Below are 23,678 nucleotides of genomic sequence, written 5' to 3'. Positions count from 1 at the left end.
TTGTGTTTTATATATGAAATGCGATCGCTCTAATCTAAATCAGGTTCAACACCCAGCGATCGCAATTGGGCAATTAATCTTTCTGTTTTTTGCCTCTCTTGTTCGGCTTTTTGCCTTTCTTGTTCAGCTTTTTGTCTTTCCTCTTCTGCGGGAATTAACATCCAATTACCATTTCGATCGTACCAACGTAACCAAAGCCTTTGGACATTTTGATATTTACCTTCCCAGACTCCTAAACCTAATTCTAAGCCGGGAATCCAAAAACGGGAATTAGATAAAGTTGTTTCCTGCAAAGTTTCGACATAGCGATCGCCTGTCAATTGAAACATCTTAAACTCAGATTTATAACGATCGAATATGGCATAATAGGGTATTCTTAAAATCTTTTCGTAAACTTCCCATTTACTAGGAGGTTTTTCCACATCTCGCAATGTTTGACCTAAATCTTCTTTTTCGGTTCCAGGTGACAGTAACTCAACGACAATATAAGGATTAATAGCTTCTTGCCAGACTACATAACTTAAACGCAAATCTCCATTTTCATAAAGATAAGGAACACCTACAACTGCAAACCAATCCGGGCGTTTATGCCACAGTGGATGACGAGAATCATAATAAAGATTCAGATCGCTAGCCGTAAATATTTCCTCGAGCGGATAAACAGGAGGACGGAATGTTTCTGTTAATAATTGTGGTTGTAATAAATGAAATTGATCTGGCAAACCTGATTCCTCTGGATCTTCGCTAGGAAGATCGTACATTGTCGGTAATGTTTCTTTCGCCGGGAGTGGCGGATCTGTTTGATACATTATTCACTATCCTAAATATCAAACTTTTTAGCCTAGCTATGTTTATTATATTCTATAGCATTACAATTTTTATTAAGCTTTCAGCTTAAATTTTTTCCTTTGACGGTGGCACAATGCCAAGTTTGCCTAAAGCTTCATCCAGTTCTCTAAGTAATTGAAAGTCTTCTTCCGGCAAAGGTGTAGTAGCACTAATAAAATCATTACTGACAGCAGGATTTTTTTCTAAAAAGTTGAATGCTTGGCGAAATTGCTGGGGAATTGCGGAAATTGGTGCATCAAAATGACAGGGAATAATCCTGTGAAAATCCCATTGGGTAACTTGATTTGCCCAATTAATTGTTTCCTGTGGTGCGCGATTCAAAATCAAAGCTTGTAAGATTGGTGCTACTAATAAATTCCCATCTCTTCGGAGGGCTTTAAATGAATGTTGCCAGCCATTTTTCCATTTGAAGGGATAGATACCAAAATAAGCTTTTTTGGAGCGATCGCTAACTTTGAAAGAATTCCCAAATGCTTTTCCTAATTCCACTGTTTCCATTGCACTAGGACGGAAATAAAACGCAAATAATGAGATGCGTTGCCAACCTTTCTGGCGATTAGCTTGGTTGTCTTCAACAATAGAAAAAGCATCATCTTTAGCGTGGAAAAGTAAGGGATAAGGTTCAATTTGAACGATTTCTGGGGGATTTTCCGGGACGGAAACTACCGAGTCAGTTACTAGGAGGGTTTGCGATCGCTTATGGAAAAAAGCCACCTCGCCAAATGAACCTAAACCTAATCCAATTGGGCCTAAAATTTTATAATCAAACTCATCAGCAAAGGGAGTTTGACTGCTATCTTCTGGAAGTATTTGAGTGCGTTTTGCCGGAAAACCTAACCAACTCAAAGGTAAGGAAATGGGAAAACTCCATTGACCTGGGGCGATGAAAATTTGGGCTTGCGGGAAACGTCTGGCAAAAGGGCCGACAAAAACCTTATGTTCCAGACCGGAAACTGTGGGCAAAATAATATATTTCACATCGCCATATTTAGCTACCAATTCTTTAACTAATCGAATACATTCTAAAGTTGGGGCAACTGGTGCATAGATTAACAAACCTCCTGCTTCCAGTCTGACAACTGTCATCCTAATTGGTACGGCAACGTAAAAAATCCCTTGTAACTGATCAAAAGTCCAGATAGTCTCAGGAACTACTTCTTTACGAATAGTTCTTCTTCTACTGCGGGGATAAAGTGGTAAAACAGGCCAAAATGCCCATGAAATATCTTTAGGATTGATGTTTAAGTTAATTGTTTGTTCTTGTGTTTCTTGCCCTTTCATCTCAAGTTTATCTACTCTACAATTACTTTACTTAATTTCTAAAATACAATTTTTAGTTTGTCCGTTGGGTCAGACACTACTATTTTAAGCTTGTACGGACGTTGTATTAGGCTTGTAGAGACGTTGTATACAACGTCTCTACAATTTTCCGCAGATTAACCCATCAATATTACATGATCGATCACATGAATCACACCGTTATCCGCCTCAATATCTGCGGCAATAACTGTGGAATTTTTTACTTCAAAAGCATCAGAACAATCGATGGGAATCGGCGAACCTTCCAAAGAAGTGACAGAATTAAGTTTAGCTAGGTCTTCTTTCATTAATCTTCCTGCCACTACATGATATTTGAGAATCCTGCCTAACTGAGGAGGGCTTTTAACCAAAGACTCTACTGTTCCCGGTGGCAGTTTGGCAAAAGCTTCGTCATTAGGTGCAAAAACTGTAAAAGGCCCCGGACTTTTCAGCGCATCGACTAAACCAGCTATTTGAACAGCTGTTACTAAAGTCTGGAACGAACCTGCGCTAACTGCAATATCAACTATGTCAGCCATGAGTTTCAACTTATCTACATAAAAATGCCTTATTGAGCTTATTAATATTCCTCCGGGCAGAAGCGCGTTGGATTCTTGGCTCAATCTGTCACCTTAGCATGAACTGAGTCTTGTTGCTAAACAATTTAAAATGTTTTGCTTTTGGGAACCGATCTCTATCTAAAGAGTCAATTTATCATAGTATTGTGAAATTTTGTCAGAGCGAGATCAAAAATGAATATCACTAAATTTGTGCTACCTTTAGCGATCGCAGGCAGTTTGATTTCTCAAACTGCTTTAGCCGAGGGAACTCTAGCTTTAAATGACATTATGCCTTTGATTCGGCAATCCAGCAAACTAAACACAGAAGTAAATACTGCTTTGCGCCAAGCAGGTAAAAAACCGTCAGATATTACTTGTGTTGGAGTTAGATTGGGAAGTCAGTTTGGCCCCTTGAGTGCTTCCAGAGTTGCACCTTTTGAATGTAATTTCGGGAATAAAAAAACTTTGAAGATTGAGGCAGATAATCTGGTGAGTTTAAGAAACGGACATTCGATATTTTTAACTCAATTTTCCGATTTACAATCAAAACCTGAACAGGCTAATTTAGTCTTTCGGTTAAAATCTTGGAATTGGCAATAATTGGTATTGGTGATTGGGGACTGGGGAGTTTTAGATTTTGGATTGAATGTAGTAAAACAAAATTTCTCAGTCCTTAATTTATTATATAAAACTATAAAAGATTTTGCTCCTAAAACTTGGAGTTATCTGGAATCCCACGCTAGTTACTTAAATAATAGAAAAAGCAAAATTTATCTTAATAATCCTCCTTTCTCTATTTTTGGAGTTGGTTCATATACTTTTGCCCCTTGGAAAATTGCCATTTCTGGACTTTATAAAAAGTTAGAGTTCAGATTAATAGGCAAGATAAAGGAAAAGCCTGTTGTTTTTGATGATACTGTTTATTTCCTGAGTTTTAATGAGCAGGAAGCAGCATCCGAAACATTTCAGTTGTTGAATTCTCCAGCAGCGAATAAGTTTTATTTATCATTGATATTTGGGGACGAAAAGCGCCCGATTAAATCGAGTATCTTAAATTGTTTAAGTATCACAAAATTGGCTGAAGAATCTGCTAGTACAAAAGAAAGTCATTTTCTTGGGTAGACTTCACGCAGATGAAAAGGAAATCTAAACATCTTATCAAATATTGACGCGATAAATTATATGATAGATTTTACTTAACAGGCAAAACAAATTTACAATTTGTAGGTGTACTCCATGAAAGCTAGCAACGAAAACAACGGTCTGAGGGTTGCAGAGAAGGTTTCAGTTGGTGCTAGTGTGGCTGGGACGCTGGCTGCGATTTGGTCACAACAGATGATTGTAGCGGCGGCTCCTCTGACTTTAGCGCTGTCGCTGAATTTGATCAACAGAGGAAAATTTCAGCAAAAGTTAGAAGATGATATTACAGCGATCGTTTCGGAAATCGACAATCGGATCGAACAGGTAGATAAAGAAGTTGCTGGGGAAATGCGATCGCTACAAGCTTCAGTTCAAGATTTATCGCTTGCTAGCAAAACTGTAGATTCTCAAGCTTCTAAAGCAGAAATTTCTGCTCTGCAAAAACAATTTGTTACTCTGCAAGAAGCATTGAGTAACCTTACTTCCAGAAAAACCCAAGAACAGCCAGAAATTCCGCAAAATTTGGCGACATTTGATCCAACTTATGTAGAAATACAACTTGTTGAATTGAAAGCAGCAGTTATCGAATTAGAAGGTGTTATTTACCAAAATGACGAAAAGGAACTAATTGCCAAATTGCAAGCAGATATTGCTAAATTAAGTGCTGAGTTCAAAGAGCGGACAGAGTTACGCCAAATAACAGAATTAAGACAAACTACTAATTTGCTTCAACAAAAAATAGCTGAACTACCGACAACAACAGTTAGTGTTGATACCAGTTATTTAGAACAAGAAATTAACCAGCTAAAACAAAACTTAGCGCAGTTAAATTCTGAATTTAGCGCTCGGGAATCACAGCAACTTTCTGAGTTAAGGCAAATTGCAGATACAGTTCAAGAACGCTTAACTACATTACCTGACGCGCCTGCGAGTTTTAATGTTAGTGAATTGGAGCAAGAAATCAATCAATTAAAAGAGCATTTAACTCAGTTAAGAGCGGAATTTAGCGCTCGGGAATCACAGCAACTTTCTGAGTTAAGGCAAATTGCAGATACAGTTCAAGAACGCTTAACTACATTACCTGACGCGCCTGCAAGTTTTAATCCAAGCGAATTGGAGCTAGAAATCAATCAATTAAAAGAGCATTTAACTCAGTTAAGAGCGGAATTTAGCGCTCGGGAATCACAGCAACTTTCTGAGTTAAGGCAAATTGCAGATACAGTTCAAGAACGCTTAACTACATTACCTGACGCGCCTGCAAGTTTTAATCCAAGCGAATTGGAGCTAGAAATCAATCAATTAAAAGAGCATTTAACTCAGTTAAGAGCGGAATTTAGCGCTCGGGAATCACAGCAACTTTCTGAGTTAAGGCAAATAACAAATACAGTTCAAGAACGCTTAACTACATTACCTGACGCGCCTGCAAGTTTTAATGTTAGCGAATTGGAGCAAGAAATCAATCAATTAAAAGATCATTTAGCTCAGTTAAGAGCGGAATTTAGCGCTCGGGAATTACAGCAACTTTCTGAGTTAAGGCAAATAACAAATACAGTTCAAGAACGCTTAACTACATTACCTGACGCGCCTGCAAGTTTTAATCCAAGCGAATTGGAGCAAGAAATCAATCAATTAAAAGAGCATTTAACTCAGTTAAGATCGGAATTTAGCGCTCGGGAATCACAGCAACTTTCTGAGTTAAGGCAAATTACAGATACAGTTCAAGAACGCTTAACTACATTACCTGACGCGCCTGCGAGTTTTAATGATAGTGAATTGGAGCAAGAAATCAATCAATTAAAAGAGCATTTAGCTCAGTTAAGAGCGGAATTTAGCGATCGGGAATCACAGCAACTTTCTGAGTTAAGACAAATTGTAGATACAGTTCAAGAACGCTTAACTACATTACCTGACGCGCCTGCGAGTTTTAATGCTAGTGAATTGGAGCAAGAAATCAATCAATTAAAAGAGCATTTAACTCAGTTAAGAGCGGAATTTAGCGCTCGGGAATCACAGCAACTTTCTGAGTTAAGGCAAATTACAGATACAGTTCAAGAACGCTTAACTACATTACCTGACGCGCCTGCGAGTTTTAATGTTAGTGAATTGGAGCAAGAAATCAATCAATTAAAAGAGCATTTAGCTCAGTTAAGAGCGGAATTTAGCGATCGGGAATCACAGCAACTTTCTGAGTTAAGGCAAATTACAGATACAGTACAAGAAAGACTAGCAACATTAAATTCAACCACAGGTTTTGATGCAGGTTACTTAGAAAAAGATATCCAACTATTAAAAGATTATTTTGCCGGGTTGTCTGTTCAATTTAAGGAACGTTCCGAGCCACAAGAAATGGCTGAAATCAGACAAATTGTAGAGTCTTTGGAACAAAAATTAGTAGCTCAAATAACGGAATTAGAAACGGGAAAACCTGAATTTGATCCTAGTTACTTAGAGCAAGAAAATCAACAACTAAAATTAGAGATGGCATCTCTCAAACAACAGCTAACTAGTTCAAATGAACAAGTAGCAATGATTCCTCAACTGTTAGATAGTTTTGCTCAAATGCAACAACAATTGCAGGAATTACAGGAAAAAACTGAGAAACTAACCCCGAAAATTCCTCAGTTTCCGCCAAGTAAACCCCCCGAACCTGTGGAAAAAAAAACTGACAAATTCGCTATTTCCAGATTCAGCCAATTCTCCACTTACTATAACAGCGGAAAATTGAGTTTAGCATCAATTTTGCGGATGGCTGAGGAGAATGGCATTGGGGAAGAGTTTCAATTAATACTAAAAGTTGCTAGCCAGCACCAATTGACTTTTGATTGTTGGCCTACTAATTTAATGGTTAGTCCGCCGACAAGTCGAATGCTATCTGTACCCAGCAATTGTTCAAAATGCTTGTTTGTAGTTTCCGCAAAGCCTTCTGATGAGGGAAATTTGAAACTGTGGTTATCGCCAAATACGATCGCCAAATTTTACCCAACAAACAAGCACGAGATCTCTGTAATTTTGGGTGATGAGGGCTGGCGAGAAATTGGTAAACCTGAAGTGGAAAACTTCGCTACTACTTTGAATCAGTTGCTTAGCTGATGAATTTTCATTAAAGTAAAAGATATTTGAAATTAAAATCCTGCTGCTAGTAAGTTTAGCCTTGAGGCGCAGGATTTTTGCTATGAGCTAAAGTAATAAACAAGAGTTGGGTAAATGGATTTTGTCAGATGGATCAAGAACAAGAGTTTTACAATCGGGGATTAGAAAAGGCGCAAGCGGGAGATTTTGCAGGCGCAGTGCGAGAATTAGATCGCGTTTTGCGAATCAACCCCCAATTAGTTGAGGCATATTATAAACGGGGAAGGTGTCGCTTTGAATTAGGCGATCGCACAGGCGCAATAGCTGACTACAACCAAGCTTTGCAATTACAACCGGAAAGAACGGAAATTTATTTAAGTCGCGGATTGACTAAGTTAGCATTAAAAGACAATGCTGGGGCGCTTGCTGATGCGGAACAAAGTTTGAAATTAAATAACAAATTAGCTGCTGCTTATAGCTTGCAAGGAACAGCTTTCCGCCGTTTGGGAAATTTAGCGGAAGCGATCGCCAGTTTTAAGCAAGCTGCTAACATTTATTTGGCAGAAAAAGATAAGCAAAATTGCCAACGTTGCATTAATAGTATTACCGAAATTCAAGCAGAACAAAATCGCGCCCAAACTGCATTAGCTACCCATACTGGTTTTTACGAGCAGGTATTACAAAAAGTGCAACGAGGCGACTTAAGACAAGCTTTGGAAGATTTAAACTGGCTAATTCAAGCCGATCCTAATGATGCTCAAGCACATTCTTATCGCGGAATGGTGTTAAGTAAACTCGGCTATAATCAACAAGCAATTGCTGATTTAAATAAAGCATTACAACTCAATGCCCAAAATTTACAAGCTTATTGTTATCGGGCAATGGTACGTTTGGAAATGGGTGATTATGGCGGGGCAATTAATGATTGCAACCAAGCATTACAGATCGATCCAAATTACATAGATGCCTATATTTATCGGGGTAATGCTCATCACAAATCTGCTAATCATCGTTTAGCAATAGAAGATTATTCTCGCGTTATAAAAGAGAAATCAGACGAGCCACAAGCTTATTATCAAAGGGCAGCTGCACGTTTAGATTTTGAAGATTTACCAGGGGCGATCGATGATTATCAACAAGTTGCGAATATTTACTTTAATCGCGGAGATTGGCAAAAATATCGAGAAGCATTAGAGCAAATTAAAAAAGTACAATCGCGCCCCCAACGTTATCAAAGAAAAAATTCTTCTGATTTCTTTTCTCAAGCAAAATCTACATCATTAACCGAGTTACAAAATCAACTAATTAGAATGGTTGGTGGATATCGAGATATTGCTGAACGTTTGGTGGATATTGCGCGTTATAAATATCCGGGAATGCCAGAAGAATGGTATTGGGAAAAGGCAATTCAAGATTTGGAGCGCGATCGCTAGATCGGCATAATATAGCAATAATGTTAAAATCTATTGCATCTGCTTTTAACCAAGGGATTTAGTAGTAGATGAATTTACCAGCATCAAGCCGATTGCAATTTACGTCAGATTTAAATATTTGTCGCATTTTAAACGGAATGTGGCAAGTATCGGGCGCACATGGAAGAATTAACCCGAAAACTGCGATCGAAACTATGTTTAAATACGTCGATGCAGGCTTTACAACTTGGGACTTAGCCGACCATTATGGGCCAGCCGAAGACTTTATTGGCGAATTTCGTCGTCACCTTGCTGCTACCAGTGGAGAAGCTGCATTATCTAATATTCAAGCTTTCACTAAATGGGTGCCAAGACCAGGGAAAATGACCCGGAAAATAGTGGAAGATAATATTGATATTTCTCGCCGCAGAATGGGAGTAGAATCTCTGGATTTAATGCAATTTCACTGGTGGGAATATCGCGATTATAACTACTTAGATGCCCTAAAATACATGGTCGAATTGCAAGAAGAAGGAAAAATTAAGCATTTAGCTTTAACAAATTTTGACACAGAACATCTACAAATAATTGTAGATAACGGGATCAAAATTGTTTCCAACCAAGTGCAATTTTCGATAGTCGATCGCCGTCCCGAAGTCAAAATGAGCCAATTTTGTGAACAGCACAATATTAAACTTTTCACTTACGGGACTGTTTGTGGTGGCTTTTTATCGGAAAAATATCTCGGTCAACCAGAACCAAATCCGATGGCTTTAGAAACAGTTTCCTTGCGGAAATATAAAAATATGATTGACGCTTGGGGAGGTTGGAGTTTATTCCAAGAATTGCTTGAAGTTTTGCAAAGAATTGCTAGCAAACACCAAGTTAGTATTCCTAATGTTGCGGTTCGTTATATACTTGATAAACCAGCAGTCGGAGGTGTAATTGTCGGCGGAAGATTAGGAATTTCTGAGCATATTGAGGATAACGCGAAAGTATTTAATTTGAGCTTGGATCGAGACGATCTTGAACAAATTAATACTGTTACACAACAATCCCAAGATTTATTCAAATATATTGGTGATTGTGGTGACGAATATCGACGCTAGTAACTAATCCAATTTTACAAAAAAATCGGGGAATTTTAGATACTTAGTTTAAAAGTTCCCCTTAATTTAGGAAAATAAAACAATGGAAAATCAAACCGAATTCCTTCTTAAAGTATTTATTCTTTCCGCAGTTTTGTCAGCAATTATTAAATTTGTATGCCCCTATTTCAATGTTCCCGCAGAAACACAAATTGTCCTGATAATTGTGTTGTTGCCTACTGTAGTATTAGCGATCGCTCTCTGGTGGCGATATCAACAACAGCAAACCTGAAGTTAAATGTGACAAGCAAGTTATCATGTCAACTCAACTGTTAAATGAGCTAACTATTAGGGAGTAATTACAGTGAAATTTGGTCAAATAATCGGCCTATTAGTTCTTATTATTTGTTTATATGTGCTTTGGGAAATCCGGCAAGTGCTTTTGCTGGTATTTGCGGCTATTGTATTCGCCACTTCTTTAAATCAATTAGTCCGTTGGTTAACTAGAAGATTAAAATTGCCTCGATTTTGGTCAGTAATAGTTTCCTTAGTTTTATTTTTTGCCGTTACTATAGGCTTTTTCTTTTTAATTGTACCGCCTTTTATTGCTCAATCTCAAGAACTTGTTGACCTATTTCCGAAGGCGATCGACCTTTGGAATACCAGACTCAGACAACTAATTAATGGTTTACCACCTTGGATAAATCAATTCATACCTCGACCTACCATTAATAACCAAGCTTTCCGACCTAGCCAACAATTAGTCCAACAATTACAACCTTTAGTACAATCATTAGTTGGGGGTGCAGGTGTATTTGTTTCTAATACATTAGGGATGATTCTGAGCTTTTTATTGGTTATAGTTTTAACAATAATGATGTTAGCTCAACCCTTAGCCTATCGCAGAACATTTGTGCGGCTATTTCCCTCTTTTTATCGACGGCGAGTAGAAGAAATTTTAACTGAATGTGAAGTAGCATTAGGAAAATGGGTAATTGGCGCAATCATTAGTATGACTCTGGTTGCCTTATTAAGTTTTATTGGTCTTTCAATTATTGGCGTTAGATTAGCATTAGCACAAGGAGTTTTAGCAGGCTTACTAAATTTTATACCTAATCTTGGCCCTACATTAAGTGTAGTTTTACCGATGGGTGTGGCATTATTAGATAATCCTTGGAAATCTCTTTTTGTGTTAATTCTTTACATATTTATTCAACAACTGGAAAGTAATTTCATCACTCCTTATGTCATGGCGCAACAGGTAGCACTTCTACCCGCGATTACCTTAATGTCACAAGTGATTTTTGCTACATTTTTTGGATTTTTAGGATTATTATTAGCTTTGCCAATTACAGTTGTGGGACAAGTTTGGATTAAGGAAGTATTAATTAAAGATGTGCTGGATCAATGGGGTAAAAAGAAAGAAGATCAGACAAGTGAAGTCGTTGTAATATCAAATGAGTCGCCACCAAAAGAATTAGCAGCAGAAAATACTCAGCTTCAAGAAGATAATCAAAATATTCAAGATCGGCAAAGTTAAAAGATGTGGTAAAAAGGTGGTTGGTAATTATAAAAACATGAAACCATGAAAAAGCGTTTATCTTTGCTATTACCACTTTTGTTATTTTTACCCCTGGTTGCCAAGGCGCAAGAAAATCCCTTTATGCCTTCAGATCAATTAAATCAAAGTTCTGATTTTTGGCAACCAGCACAGCAACTAGTACAGGAACAAATCAATTTAGTTTCTCTCTTAGAAAAGGCGATCGCAAGTGCCGATCCAGAATTTCTCAGAGGAGTGCGATCGCAACTTTTCTTTCACACTTGGGCAGTCGATCGCTTCCTCAGACGCTACTATGCTTCCCCAGTAGATCTTTGTCGAATTGTTAGCTCAGGAAACTCCACTAACCTACCACCATTTGTTAGTTTAACACCCGAACAATTACAACTTTACTGTTACCTTTATATTTCTACCAACACAGTAGAAACCCTTAAACCAATCATCAGCGGAAGATTAGTTAGATTGGGTGATGTACAACCAATTTCGCCTCCACCGATCGCACCTTTACCTTCACCAGAACCGCCTATAATTGGGAGAGAAGCTAAACAACCAATAGAGGGATATTTACCACCAGTTTTACCTGCGATCGCCATTTCGATCGAAGCAACCACCCCCCTGTTAACTACCAGAAGATTACTCTCCCAAGCAACCGCACTCTTTCCCCCTGCAACTAGATTTAATTTTCCCAGTCAAGTAACCGAAGATCCCTACAATATTTCCGAAGCACTTAATCAATTATACCGCCCATTTCTCGCCTTACCCAACACAGGAATTGCCCGAATATTACCCGCAGAATTTTATCGCCAAGACGCGAAAGAATTACGCAGTCGATTATTAGCTAGTAGATTAGAACGTTTCCCTTATCCGCCTTTAGCAGAAAGCGGGGAATTTCTTCCCCGTTTAGAAATTCAACTCGACAATAATCAATTTCAAATTGTGCAGCGAGGATTAAATTACGGCTTTATGGAAGACTTAGGAGATGTACCAATTGAAAATCTTGATGCTAAATTATTAAATGTTGCTAAACCGACAAGAGAATTTTTCTTGAAATATCAACCACCTGATAGATTGGAAGCGTTGCAGATCGATCGCCGCTTATTCATCACAGGTAAAATTGAAGACTTATGTTGCATTAAACTTTTTGCCCAAGCGCCAGCAGTTTTAAACCACACTTATTTAGTGCGAACAGTACAATTTCAACTACCAGAAGCAGTATTAAACAATGAACGAATTACCAAAAGGCAACGGCGCAATTTGGAATTCTTATTAACAACACCTAGCAGCGATTTATTAATTGCCTTTCGCCCAGTTTCGCGCAATGCTGATGGTAGTTATACAGTGCTTTGGCGCATCTTAAACCGCTTTGCCGAGCCCCAAATTACCGACTTAGTAAATTATGTGATTTTGGAATAAAGCTATTTTTTTTACCACAGATATCCACAGATAAACACAGATGAAAGCTTAACCTTCCCATAGCCTACACAGACAAAATTCATTTTTGCCCAATCTTGTGGGACAGGCATCTTGCCTGTCATTCCCAGCAATTTGGGAGATTTTTGGTTTTCTGTTTCTTTTTGCGGTAATATACTTGATAATCTATGCAAAGAAATAGATATGTGTGATGGAAGCCAATGAGTAGAATTTTGCTGGTTTTACTGACTAGACCGACACTTTTGGGGTCTATACTGTCATTGTTTGTCACCATCAACCCTGCACAAGCATCGGAAATAATTAGCCAAACTTCCGAATCAAATAAACAGGATTTAGTCTGTACCCCTTCGGTACACACAAAACAATTAGTGTGTGTCAAAAAATCGAGTTTACCAATAGCTTTAGTGACACCAACTAACGTGCAACCTGGGGAAGACAACACACCCATGTTAGATTTTACAGATGAAGAAGCGAGTCTGCCGTAGCTTTGTTTGGTTGCGATCGTCCCGCCTGTATTCGTTCCTTGCGACAGTTGCGAGGTCAGACAACCTGACCTAAATTAAAGGCTAGAACGGATGCAAACGAAAACCTTTTTCCCTTCTAGCCATGAACACCACATCTCCAGCAACTTCGCCCACCAACACCGACAGACTCTTACAAAAATACGCTTGGAACTGGCAAGGTCAACAATTATGGATAGTTTACGAAACCGCAGGCAAAGGAACGCCAGTATTACTTTTACCCGCTTTTAGCACAGTTTCCAGCCGTTCCGAAATGGCAGGATTAGCGAACTTACTAGCACCCTATTTTCAAACAGTAACATTAGATTGGCCTGGTTTTGGCGAATCCGATCGCCCACCCCTAGACTACAAACCAACCATATTCCAGCAATTTTTGGCAGATTTCGTCAAAACAGTGTTTAAAAGACCCGTAGCCGTCGTCGCAGCCGGACACAGCGCAGGTTACGTCATGCAACTAGCCAATCAACAACCAGAATTATTTTCGCACATTGTTTTAACCGCCCCCACATGGCGAGGCCCCTTGCCCACAATGGCAGGAAAACAGGAAGATTGGTTTAGTATAATTCGGGAGACAGTACGATCGCCAATTTTAGGCGACATTCTCTACAGCCTGAACACTGCGCCACCCTTCCTCAGTTATATGTATCAAAGCCACGTTTTTACCGATACAAAAATACTTAGTTCTGATTTTATCGATCGCAAATGGCAAATTACCCAAAAACCAGGCGGAAAATTTGCCCCAGTCGCCTTCGTCACAGGCGCATTAGATCCTGTGCAAACAAACAGCGAATTCCTCAGTTTATTTAACTCAATTTCCCTGCCAATAATGGTAGTAATTGGCGAACAATGTCCACCTAAATCAAAACAAGAAATGGACAACTTAGCCCAACTATCCAACATCCAAACCCGCTATCTCCCAGGTTCTCTCGGAATGCACGAAGAATTCCCCCAGCAAATCGCCTCTGAAATTCTACCATTTTTGCAAAGTTAAATATTCAGAAATTACGAGATCGATTGTCGGCTGTGCTTGCCCATCTTGTCAAAGTCAAGTAGAACGGATGACTAATAGCCAGAATATTTTTTAGATTAACTTAAAGCGATCGGAAAACTCACTTTAGGGGGTGTTATTTTCGATCGCATTCCTAAAAATATTTGTTATCACTAAAAAAAGCAATGTAAAAAATTACACAAACCAAATATTTTTAACTAAAATTGATTATAAACAAATAAAATTTATTTGCCATATTATGTAAAAAAGCTAGTTTAAAATTTAACTTGCAAAAGTGCCTCAAACAAGTTATGAACCTGCCAAGTTCTTCCCTAGATTATCAAGTAGGCGGTAGTTTACCAGCGGATGCAGTTACTTATGTTCGCAGACAAGCAGATGAGGATTTTTACCAACAATTAATTGCTGGAGAATTTTGTTATGTACTGAATTCTCGGCAAATGGGAAAGTCTAGTTTGCGGGTGAGAACTATTAAGCGTTTGAGGGAAGAAGGATTTGCTTGTGCTACTGTGGATATTACTGCGATCGGCACTTCCGACATCACCCCTGAACAATGGTATGCTGGAGTTATTGATTATTTAATTAACGATTTTGAACTGTACACTAGTTTTGATTTAGATGAATGGTGGACAAATCACAGTTTACTTTCTCCTGTACAGAAGTTTCGCAAGTTTTTAGGAGAAATATTACTCAAATATATAGAGAAAACCATCATTATATTTGTTGATGAGATTGATAGTGTATTAAGTTTACCATTTAATATCGATGATTTTTTTGCCGTCATTCGCGAATGTTATAATTATCGGGCTGATAATCCCGAATATTGTCGTTTAACCTTTGTTTTAATTGGGGTAGCGACACCTGCGGATTTGATTAGTGACCGACAACGCACACCATTTAATATTGGTCAAGCAATCGAATTAACTGGCTTTCAATTAGCGGAAGCACAACCTTTAACATTAGGATTAGCAAATATTGTCGAAAATCCCCAAGCAGTGATTGAAGCTGTGTTGCTTTGGACGGGCGGACAACCATTTTTAACTCAGAAAATTTGTAAGTTAATTCGTCAATCATCTGATGAAATTACAACGGGTAAAGAAGCTGAATCAGTAGCGAATCTGGTACAAGATCATGTGATTCAAAGTTGGGAAACCCAAGATGTACCAGAACATTTAAAAACGATTAGAGACCGAATTCTTAGAAGCCCACAACGCGCAGGCAGATTATTAGGAATCTATCAACAAATCCTTCAATACGAACCCAATCCCCAATCCCTAGCCCCCAGTCCCCAGTCCCCAGTCGCCGCAGACGACAGCCCCGAACAGATGGAATTACGCTTAACTGGATTGGTGGTGAAACGTGACGGTCAATTACAAGTTTATAACCGGATTTATCAATCTGTGTTTCACTTAAATTGGGTAGAGGAAAAGTTAGCTAATTTACGTCCTTATGGGGAAAGTTTTGATGCTTGGAAAGATTCTAATTATCAAGATGAATCGCGGTTGTTGCGGGGTCAAGCATTGTTGAACGCTCAAAATTGGGCGGTTGGGAAAAGTTTGAGTGATTTGGATTACCGTTTTTTAAGCTTGAGTCAGGAGTATGATAAACGAACAATTCAGGCAGAATTGGACGTACAGAAGAAAGAATTGGATGCACAGAAGAAAGCTAATCAAATTTTAGATAAAGCACGAAAAAAGGCGGGTTTGATTACTGGAATTTCTCTTGGGTTACTAGCTTTTTCCATTGTCACAGCGTTTATGGTTAGTACGGAAATACTCAAAGCAGCAGATGTGAAACTCAAAGCTGCTTCTTCCAGAGAACAACTTTTTTCTGGTCAAGGATTCACCGCATTACTAGAAGCATTACGGGCGGGACAAAAACTTAAACAACTCAATCAATTACTTTGGGAAAAGGACGACACTCAGAGGCAAGTGTTAGCTGCTTTGAGCCAAACGCTTTATTCTATTAGAGAACGCAATAGTTTGTCTGGTCATCAAGGTTCTGTCAATAGTGTAAGTTGGAGTCCCGATGGTCAAACTTTGGCTTCTGCAAGTTCTGACAAGACAGTGAAACTCTGGAGTAAACAAGGCAAACTACTACAAACTCTTAAAAATCATCAGGAATCTGTCAGGAGTGTGAGTTGGAGTCCCGACGGTCAAACTTTAGCTTCTGCAAGTGATGACAAGACAGTGAAACTCTGGAGTAAACAAGGCAAACTACTACAAACTCTTAAAAGTCATCAGGAATCTGTCAGGAGTGTGAGTTGGAGTCCCGACGGTCAAACTTTAGCTTCTGCAAGTGATGACAAGACAGTGAAACTCTGGAGTAAACAAGGCAAACTACTACAAACTCTTAAAGGTCATCAGGCTGTTGTCTGGAGTGTGAGTTGGAGTCCTGACGGTCAAACTTTGGCGAGTGCAAGTGATGACAAAACGGTGAAACTCTGGAGTAAACAAGGCAAACTACTACAAACTCTTAAAAATCAGGAATCTGTCAGTAGTGTAAGTTGGAGTCCCGACGGTAAAACTTTGGCGAGTGCAAGTGATGACAACACGGTGAAACTCTGGAGTAAACAAGGCAAACTGTTGCAAACTATTACTGGTCATCAGGAATCTGTCATTAGTCTGAGTTGGAGTCCCGACGGTCAAACTTTGGCGACTGGAAGTTATGACAACACGGTGAAACTCTGGAGTAAACAAGGCAAACTGTTGCAAACTATTACTGGTCATCAGGAATCTGTCTGGAGTCTAAGTTGGACTCCCGATGGTCAAACTCTGGCGACTGGAAGCGGTGACAATACAGTGAAACTCTGGAGTAAACAAGGCAAATTACTCCAAACTCTCAGTAGCCATCAGGGTGTTGTCATTAGTCTGAGTTGGAGTCCTGACGGTCAAACTTTAGCTTCTGCAAGTGGTGACAAAACGGTGAAACTCTGGAGTAAACAAGGCAAACTACTCCAAACTCTTAGTGGTCATCACGAAAGAGTCTCTAGAGTGAGTTGGAGTCCCGACGGTCAAACTCTGGCTTCTGCAAGTGTTGACAAAACAGTGAAACTTTGGAGTAAACAAGGCAAACTTCTGCAAACTCTTAGCGGTCATCAGGATTGGGTCAGGAGTGTGAGTTGGAGTCCCGACAGTCAAACTCTGGCTTCTGCAAGTGATGACAAGACGGTGAAACTCTGGAGTAAACAAGGCAAACTACTGCAAACTCTTAAAGGTCATCAGGAATCTGTTAGAAGTGTCAGTTGGAGTCCCGACGGTCAAACTCTGGCAACTGGAAGTGATGACAAGACGGTGAAACTCTGGAGTAAACAAGGCAAACTACTGCAAACTCTTAAAGGTCATCAGGAATTTGTTAGAAGTGTCAGTTGGAGTCCCGACGGTCAAACTCTGGCAACTGGAAGTGGTGACAAGACAGTGAAACTCTGGAGTAAACAAGGCAAACTACTGCAAACTCTTAAAGGTCATCAGGAATCTGTCAATAGTGTGAGTTGGAGTCCTGACGGTCAAACTCTGGCTGCTGCAAGTAATGACAAGACGGTGAAACTGTGGAACCTTCAAGGGAAGTTGCTGCAAACTCTTAAAGGTCATCAGGGTTCTGTCTACAGTCTGAGTTGGAGTCCTGATGGTCAAACTCTGGCGACTGCGAGTTGGGATAGGACGGTGAAACTGTGGAACCTTCAAGGGAAGTTGCTGCAAACTCTTAGAAGCCATCAGCGTCTTGTCACTAGTGTAAGTTGGAACCCTGATGGTCAAACTCTGGCTAGTGGAAGTTTTGACAACACAGTGAAACTGTGGAAAGTGGAAACTGATTTAGATGTCCTCATCAGACAAGGTTGTTACTGGGTTAGCGATTATCTGAAAACGAATCCTAATGTTACAGAAGAAGACCGTCGCATTTGTGCCAAAGACTTGAATCTGAAATAAAAAGGAGGAATTAGGGTTAGGAAAGTCGCTTTAGGAGGTGTAATTTCCGCCCTGCATCACCCCAAAAGCAACAACCTGTTTCCTGATACGCTAGGGTAGGGATGAAATAGAATTCTGAGTTCCTGCGGTGTATACTAAACGTCCGGCTATATCTTTAACTTTAATCATCCTGTTGCTAAGTTCCCTGACTGCTTGCGCCAATAGTCCAGCCAGCAAAAACTTAGAACAAACCTTCGCAGCAGACCCAAAATTAAAAGATAATTCTGTTACCTTCGGTCAAAATCCGGCTAATACTAACCGCCAGAATACCACACAAGCCGAATTACCCGCTGATTTTCCCAGAGAAATTCCCCGTTACCCCAACGCACAACTACAAGAAGTAACTTCTACAGAATCAACTACTAACACTCGCTGGTTTAGTCCTGACAGTGCAGACAAAATTCAGGCTTTCTATCAACAGCAATTCCAGAATAATAACTGGCAAATTGTTAATCAACCCAGTCAACAAACAGGAAATTTAGAAGCACGTTTAAACGACTTAAAAGTTACTGTTGCTGCTGTACCCACCCAAAATCCCGGAGTTACAGAATTTACTCTTCAATACGTTAAAGAAACACCGCAAACAACTGCCGCAACAACGCCAGAAAATAACGTTACAGCTTCCCCCACAACAGAAGCAACCCCCGAAGTAGCTGCTACACCTACACCACAAGAAACTTCCGCACCTGATGCCACGATTTTAACTGGTACACCACTAACATTTTCTGATGTTAACAAAGCCCCGAAAGAATTACAGCCTTACGTGACTGAATTAGGGGAATTAGGGGTATTAACTCCTGCAAAGACCGCCGGAAAAACTGATTCTAACAGCACAGTATTTGAACCAAACAAAGTAATTACTAAAAGAGAATTCGCCCGTTGGTTAATGGCAGCAAATAATCAAATTCAAGCCAACCAACCAGCCAAACAAATCAGATTAGCTAACGAAAGTTCCCAACCAGCATTTCAGGACGTAACCCGAACAGATCCAGACTTTGCGGCAATTCAAGGATTAGCAGAAGCGGGAATAATTCCTAGTCAACTTTCAGGAGATAACACTGCATTACTGTTTCGTCCTGATGCACCATTAACTCGCGAACAAATGATACTTTGGAAAGTTCCCTTAGATACGAAATTAACAACTTCCGGTGCAACTTTTGATGCAATTAAACAAACTTGGGGTTTCCAAGATACTTTTAAAATCGATCCCAAAGCAATCAAAGCATTATTAACAGATTTCCAAAATGGAGACGCTTCCAATATCCGTCGAGTTTACGGATATACTACTTTATTTCAACCCAAAAAACCTGTAACTCGTGCCGAAGCAGCAGGAACAATTTGGTTTTTTGGCACTCCAAGTGAAGGAATATCTGCCAAAGAAGCATTGAAAGTGAAAAATCAAGCTAATTCAACACAGAATTAAATGTAGATACAGGATATCTGTGGGGGAGGGCGAAGCATTCGGATAGTTAGATTTTGGTTGAATTTCATAAATTGTCGCCATTAAATGTAGATAGAGGATATCTGTGGGGGAGGGCGAAGCATTCGGATAGTTAGATTTTGGTAAATTTCATAAATTGTCGCCCGAATGCTTCGCCCCTACAACAGTTAATTACCTAACCAAAAATCCTAAATAACATCTGCGTTAATCTGCGTTAATCTGCATTCATCTGCCTTAAAAAAACCAAAAATGTCCACATCAACCTACGACAACTTATTCAACATCATCGAACAATTAGTATTGCATCATTCTCCGAGTGGCGCAGAAAGCGAAATCGATCGCCTACTACTAACCCACTTTGAAACAATACAAGTAAAAGCTTGGATCGATCGCGCCGGAAATGCGATCGCCCACCTACCAGGCAAAGATTCTACCAGAGCGATCGCCATTACCGCCCACAAAGACGAAATTGGCGCGATCGTCAAAAGCATCGAACCAGAAGGAAAAGTCCAAATACGCAAACTTGGCGGCGCATTCCCTTGGGTTTACGGCGAAGGAGTATTAGACTTACTAGGCGACAATCAAACAATCAGTGGCATACTTTCCTTCGGTTCTCGCCACGTTTCCCACGAATCACCGCAAAAAGCCCAACAAGAAGACAAACCCTTAAAATGGGAAGACACCTGGGTAGAAACCAAACTGACAACCGCAGAACTAGAAGCAGCAGGCATTCGTCCCGGAACTCGCGTCGTGATTGGCAAACACCGCAAACGCCCGATTCGCCTCAAAGACCACATCGCCAGTTACACCTTAGATAATAAAGCCTCGATCGCCATCTTGTTAGCCCTAGCCGAAAATATCAAACAACCCGCAGTCGATACTTATTTAGTAGCCTCAGCAAAAGAAGAAGTCGGCGCAATAGGAGCACTCTATTTTACTCAAAACCAAAAACTCGAAGCCTTAATCGCCCTCGAAATTTGTCCCCTATCCAGCGAATACCCCATCCAAGATGGAGAAGCACCAGTCTTATTATCACAAGATGGCTACGGAATATATGACGAATCATTAAACAACGACCTGCGAACAGTCGCCAAAGAACTGGGTATACCTTTACAATTAGCCGTTCTCAGTGGTTTTGGTTCCGATGCCTCGATCGCCATGAAATTCGGTCATGTTGCCCGCGCCGCTTGCTTAAGCTTTCCCACCCAAAACACTCACGGTTATGAAATTGCTCATCTCGGTGCGATCGCCAACTGCATCCACATATTACAAGCATACTGCCAAAAGGACTGGGGACTAGGAGATTAAGGAAACTAAAAACTTCAAATTGTTTCTGGTATAATTATGTTAGCGGTAAAGCGCAATTATTATTACCGGGCAACTCAGCCCCATCATGGATCGTCGAGACAAATATCACCCAAGAAATTAGTAAAGGTGACGCGACCTGCACGATAGAGCCTAATCAGGTAGAGAAATTGTTCCAAATTGAATTTAGATCCGTTTGGGGAGGGGCACTTCCTGAACGTTAAACAAAATGCTTGTGGAGACGGTCTGGCGGGGACTGGTAACAGTCTAGTTAAGAGTCAAAGAGACAGGAAGAAAATGTGGAGTAGCATGAGTTCACTCGGTTACGGAACAACATTTTTGAATCCCCTTCCTTTCAACAAGGGGAGTATGTCAATATTTCCTACAATAGGATACCGGGGAATTGATCAGGAAGAATTTAGTCGATTATGCCCAAAACTGTTGCCGATGTAATGAGCCGCGATCCAATTTCAGTGCGGCCCGAAACACCTCTCCAAGAGGCGATTAAAATTATGGCCCAGCGACGTATTAGTGGTCTGCCAGTAGTGGATCAGGCTGGCAAATTAGTAGGTGTAATCTCGGAAACAGACTTAATGTGGCGGGAAACCGGGGTGACTCCCCCAGCATATATTATGATTCTCGATAGCGTGATTTACTTAGAAAATCCTGCCCGCTATGACCGAGACTTACATAAAGCTTTGGGGCAAACAGTGGGAGAAGTGATGACGAAAGATTCGTTAATTACCACTCAACCCGATCAACCCTTGCAGAAAGCAGCACAATTAATGCACGACAAAAACATTCGTCGCTTGCCAGTCATTGATGATGCTGGACAAATTATCGGCATTCTCACTCGCGGAGATATTATTCGGGCAATGGCAGCCAGTCAAGACTAGTTCATTAGTCCTGGTCATTTGCCATTGAATCACGAAGAGATTTTAGATTTGCGATCGAACCATCCAAAATCTAAAATCTAAAATCTAAAATCTTTTGACCTGTGACCAATCAGCTTTGTTCTTTGAAAACCATTTTTACTGACCAAATGACCATAAATCCTGACTCTGTGCAAAAATTGCTTCGTTCAGAGGAACTTAGCGATCGCTTACGCGCCGTCAACCAACTGCGCCAGTTAGACAGACGTAACGCCTTTAGGCTAGTGCAAATCCCCATCAAGGACAGCAACCCCAGAGTACGTTACGCTGCTGTTAGTCAATTCGACACCGTTGGCTGGGAAAATCTGAAAAAATCTTTCGATATCTTGCTCGATCGCCTGCTGAACGACTCGGAAGTAGACGTACAAGCAGCAGCAGCCGACTGTCTAGGAGCTTTACAATTAAAAGAAGCTCTCAAAGACTTAGAACAAACCTACCACAACACCTCGGAATGGTTGCTCCAAATGAGCATCGTCGCCGCTTTAGGAGAAATGGGAGACAGCCGAGCTTTTAACCTCCTAGAAGAAGCACTCCAATCCGAAGTAGATTTAGTCAAAACAGCCGCTATCAGTTCTCTTGGCGAATTGGGAGACTTACGCGCCGTTCCCCTCCTGAGTCACTACGCCAAAGATCCCGACTGGCAAATTCGCTATCGCGTCGTCCAAGCACTCAATCGTTTAGGTAGTCCAGAAGCCCTCGCTATACTACAAACCATGACCAACGACGAAGTAGAACAAATCGCCCAAGAAGCTAAGAACTCTTTGCCGATCGCTTAGATTAGATTAGTCTAAGAAGGCTCCAAGGAGCGAGCAGGGAACAGGGAACAGGGAACAGGGAACAGGGAACAGAAAAAGGTAGAAGCCAGAAGCCAAAAATTCCCCTAGTCCCCTAGTCCCCTAGTCCCCTAGTCCCCTAGTCCCCTAGTCCCCTAGTCCCCTAGTCCCCTAGTCCCCTAGTCCCCTAGTCCCCTAGTCCCCTAGTCCCCTAGTCCCCTAGTCCCCTAGTCCCCTAGTCCCCTAGTCACCAATCCGAAGTCCCCAATCTCCTATCCCTGACGATGATTATTGTTGTAATGAATTCTCGCCCCAGCCCACATTAATTTTTCCCGTAAAGTTCGATAATAAGAGTAGTTTTCCCGCAAAATAATAAACTTAGCAAGGCAGTCAGCCATTCGGACATCCACTCTTTGTCCCGGCCAAATTGCCGTTGCTAAAACACCATCCATCCAGAGTTTAGTATTTAGATCGTAATCTCCCAAAGGCCAAATACTTACCACCGAGCCAGCAGGTAAAACCAAGGGACGACTCGCTAAACTCAAGGGACAAATGGGAGTAACTGCGATCGCGTGCATCCCATCATGAATAATTGGCCCATTAGCAGAAACAGTATAACAAGTTGACCCCGTAGGCGTAGCCACAATTAACCCATCGCCTTGATATTGATCTACTACTTCGCCATCAATTTCCATCTCTAAAATTGAAGTGATCATGCGATCGGCAGAAGCAGGCTTGACACACATTTCATTTAAAGCCAAATAGTACTGACTCATCGGTTCTTGATTAGTGCGATCGCCCTCAAACAAAGCCGCCTGCAACATCATTCGCCGTTGAATCGCATAACGATCTTCCAACAGGCGATCCCAAACTTTCTCTGTATCCTTAAATTCCTCAAACGGCTGCGTCAAAAATCCCAAATGTCCCCCCACATTTACCGCCAAAATCGGAATACCTTCCGGCGCTAAATGCCTCGCCGCTGCCAATGCCGTACCATCCCCACCCAACACCAAAGCCAAATCTATTTTATGAATTGACGAAGCCAAAAAAACCGGATAAGGATTATCCTTGGCTCCACTTGGCCCCAATAACACCTGACAATTCCGCTTTTCCAATTGTCGCGCACAATTTTCTGCCCATTGCCGACTCAGGTCATCTCCTGCCTTGTGTGCAATAATTATGTGTTTTAAATCCACTGAAATAACACACTCCTATTGTTCGGGTAATTGGGGATTAGGGACTGGGAAAGGCAGGTAACTCTCGGAATAAGAGGAGAATTCAAAACTTAAAACTGAAAACTCTCTGACTAACTCAAAACTCTGTACGGGC

At 40.6% G+C, this 23,678-nt stretch carries 18 protein-coding genes and 1 pseudogene; 15 read left to right on the top strand and 4 right to left on the bottom strand.

Features of this window, described 5'->3' with window-relative positions; translation table 11 throughout:
• Positions 1-29: 29 nt before the first annotated feature.
• The 3 genes from ACE1CI_RS17440 to ACE1CI_RS17430 form a co-directional block, all read right to left on the bottom strand.
• Entirely contained in the window at positions 30-809 is a 780-nt protein-coding gene (locus ACE1CI_RS17440) for a Uma2 family endonuclease (protein WP_413265975.1), read from the bottom strand.
• 85 nt (positions 810-894) lie between these two features.
• Positions 895-2,130 (bottom strand): DUF4336 domain-containing protein, encoded by a 1,236-nt coding sequence (locus tag ACE1CI_RS17435; protein WP_413265974.1) that lies wholly within the window; start codon positions 2,128-2,130, stop codon positions 895-897.
• Positions 2,131-2,285: 155 nt separating this feature from the next.
• Positions 2,286-2,687 (bottom strand): fasciclin domain-containing protein, encoded by a 402-nt coding sequence (locus ACE1CI_RS17430; RefSeq protein WP_413265973.1) that lies wholly within the window; start codon positions 2,685-2,687, stop codon positions 2,286-2,288.
• Between the two features lie 213 nt (positions 2,688-2,900).
• Here ACE1CI_RS17430 and ACE1CI_RS17425 point away from each other — a divergent pair, with 213 nt between their 5' ends.
• The 15 genes and pseudogenes from ACE1CI_RS17425 (at position 2,901) to nblB (ending at position 22,352) form a co-directional block, all read left to right on the top strand.
• Entirely contained in the window at positions 2,901-3,308 is a 408-nt protein-coding gene (locus tag ACE1CI_RS17425; protein ID WP_413265972.1) for a hypothetical protein, read from the top strand.
• A 93-nt stretch (positions 3,309-3,401) separates the two neighbouring features.
• Positions 3,402-3,830 (top strand): annotated as a pseudogene (locus ACE1CI_RS17420) (SAM-dependent methyltransferase); the annotation flags it as partial.
• A 114-nt stretch (positions 3,831-3,944) separates the two neighbouring features.
• A complete protein-coding gene (locus tag ACE1CI_RS17415) occupies positions 3,945-6,938 on the top strand; it encodes a hypothetical protein (protein WP_496615533.1) in 2,994 nt (997 codons plus the stop codon).
• Positions 6,939-7,066: 128 nt separating this feature from the next.
• Positions 7,067-8,350, top strand: coding sequence for a tetratricopeptide repeat protein (locus ACE1CI_RS17410; protein WP_413265969.1), 1,284 nt, complete (start codon positions 7,067-7,069; stop codon positions 8,348-8,350).
• A gap of 68 nt (positions 8,351-8,418) precedes the next feature.
• Complete coding sequence (locus tag ACE1CI_RS17405) at positions 8,419-9,438, top strand: aldo/keto reductase (RefSeq protein ID WP_413265968.1); 1,020 nt, start codon at positions 8,419-8,421, stop codon at positions 9,436-9,438.
• Between the two features lie 82 nt (positions 9,439-9,520).
• Complete coding sequence (locus tag ACE1CI_RS17400) at positions 9,521-9,709, top strand: hypothetical protein (protein WP_413265967.1); 189 nt, start codon at positions 9,521-9,523, stop codon at positions 9,707-9,709.
• A 72-nt stretch (positions 9,710-9,781) separates the two neighbouring features.
• Positions 9,782-10,957 (top strand): AI-2E family transporter, encoded by a 1,176-nt coding sequence (locus tag ACE1CI_RS17395; RefSeq protein ID WP_413265966.1) that lies wholly within the window; start codon positions 9,782-9,784, stop codon positions 10,955-10,957.
• A 45-nt stretch (positions 10,958-11,002) separates the two neighbouring features.
• Positions 11,003-12,388, top strand: a complete 1,386-nt coding sequence (locus tag ACE1CI_RS17390) for a hypothetical protein (RefSeq protein WP_413265965.1) — start codon at positions 11,003-11,005, stop codon at positions 12,386-12,388.
• A 218-nt stretch (positions 12,389-12,606) separates the two neighbouring features.
• Complete coding sequence (locus tag ACE1CI_RS17385) at positions 12,607-12,891, top strand: hypothetical protein (protein WP_413265964.1); 285 nt, start codon at positions 12,607-12,609, stop codon at positions 12,889-12,891.
• 121 nt (positions 12,892-13,012) lie between these two features.
• Positions 13,013-13,918, top strand: coding sequence for an alpha/beta fold hydrolase (locus tag ACE1CI_RS17380; protein ID WP_413265963.1), 906 nt, complete (start codon positions 13,013-13,015; stop codon positions 13,916-13,918).
• 308 nt (positions 13,919-14,226) lie between these two features.
• Entirely contained in the window at positions 14,227-17,859 is a 3,633-nt protein-coding gene (locus ACE1CI_RS17375) for a WD40 domain-containing protein (RefSeq protein ID WP_496615532.1), read from the top strand.
• A gap of 127 nt (positions 17,860-17,986) precedes the next feature.
• Positions 17,987-19,321, top strand: coding sequence for an S-layer homology domain-containing protein (locus tag ACE1CI_RS17370; RefSeq protein WP_413265961.1), 1,335 nt, complete (start codon positions 17,987-17,989; stop codon positions 19,319-19,321).
• Between the two features lie 267 nt (positions 19,322-19,588).
• Positions 19,589-20,647 (top strand): M42 family metallopeptidase, encoded by a 1,059-nt coding sequence (locus ACE1CI_RS17365; protein ID WP_413265960.1) that lies wholly within the window; start codon positions 19,589-19,591, stop codon positions 20,645-20,647.
• 425 nt (positions 20,648-21,072) lie between these two features.
• Entirely contained in the window at positions 21,073-21,540 is a 468-nt protein-coding gene (locus tag ACE1CI_RS17360; protein WP_413265959.1) for a CBS domain-containing protein, read from the top strand.
• A gap of 146 nt (positions 21,541-21,686) precedes the next feature.
• Complete coding sequence (nblB, locus tag ACE1CI_RS17355; RefSeq protein WP_413265985.1) at positions 21,687-22,352, top strand: phycobilisome degradation protein NblB; 666 nt, start codon at positions 21,687-21,689, stop codon at positions 22,350-22,352.
• Positions 22,353-22,621: 269 nt separating this feature from the next.
• On the opposite strand, the gene ACE1CI_RS17350 is transcribed toward nblB, so the two are convergent.
• On the bottom strand, positions 22,622-23,545 hold the full coding sequence (locus tag ACE1CI_RS17350; protein WP_413266543.1) for an NAD(+) kinase: 924 nt from the start codon (positions 23,543-23,545) through the stop codon (positions 22,622-22,624).
• Between the last annotated feature and the right edge of the window lie 133 nt (positions 23,546-23,678).

Origin of the sequence: Floridaenema flaviceps BLCC-F50, from assembly GCF_041929275.2 — a bacterium.
Lineage (GTDB): Bacteria > Cyanobacteriota > Cyanobacteriia > Cyanobacteriales > Aerosakkonemataceae > Floridanema > Floridanema flaviceps.
Note: the sequence above shows the minus strand (reverse complement) of the source record. Positions and strands in the feature narration are given on the sequence as shown.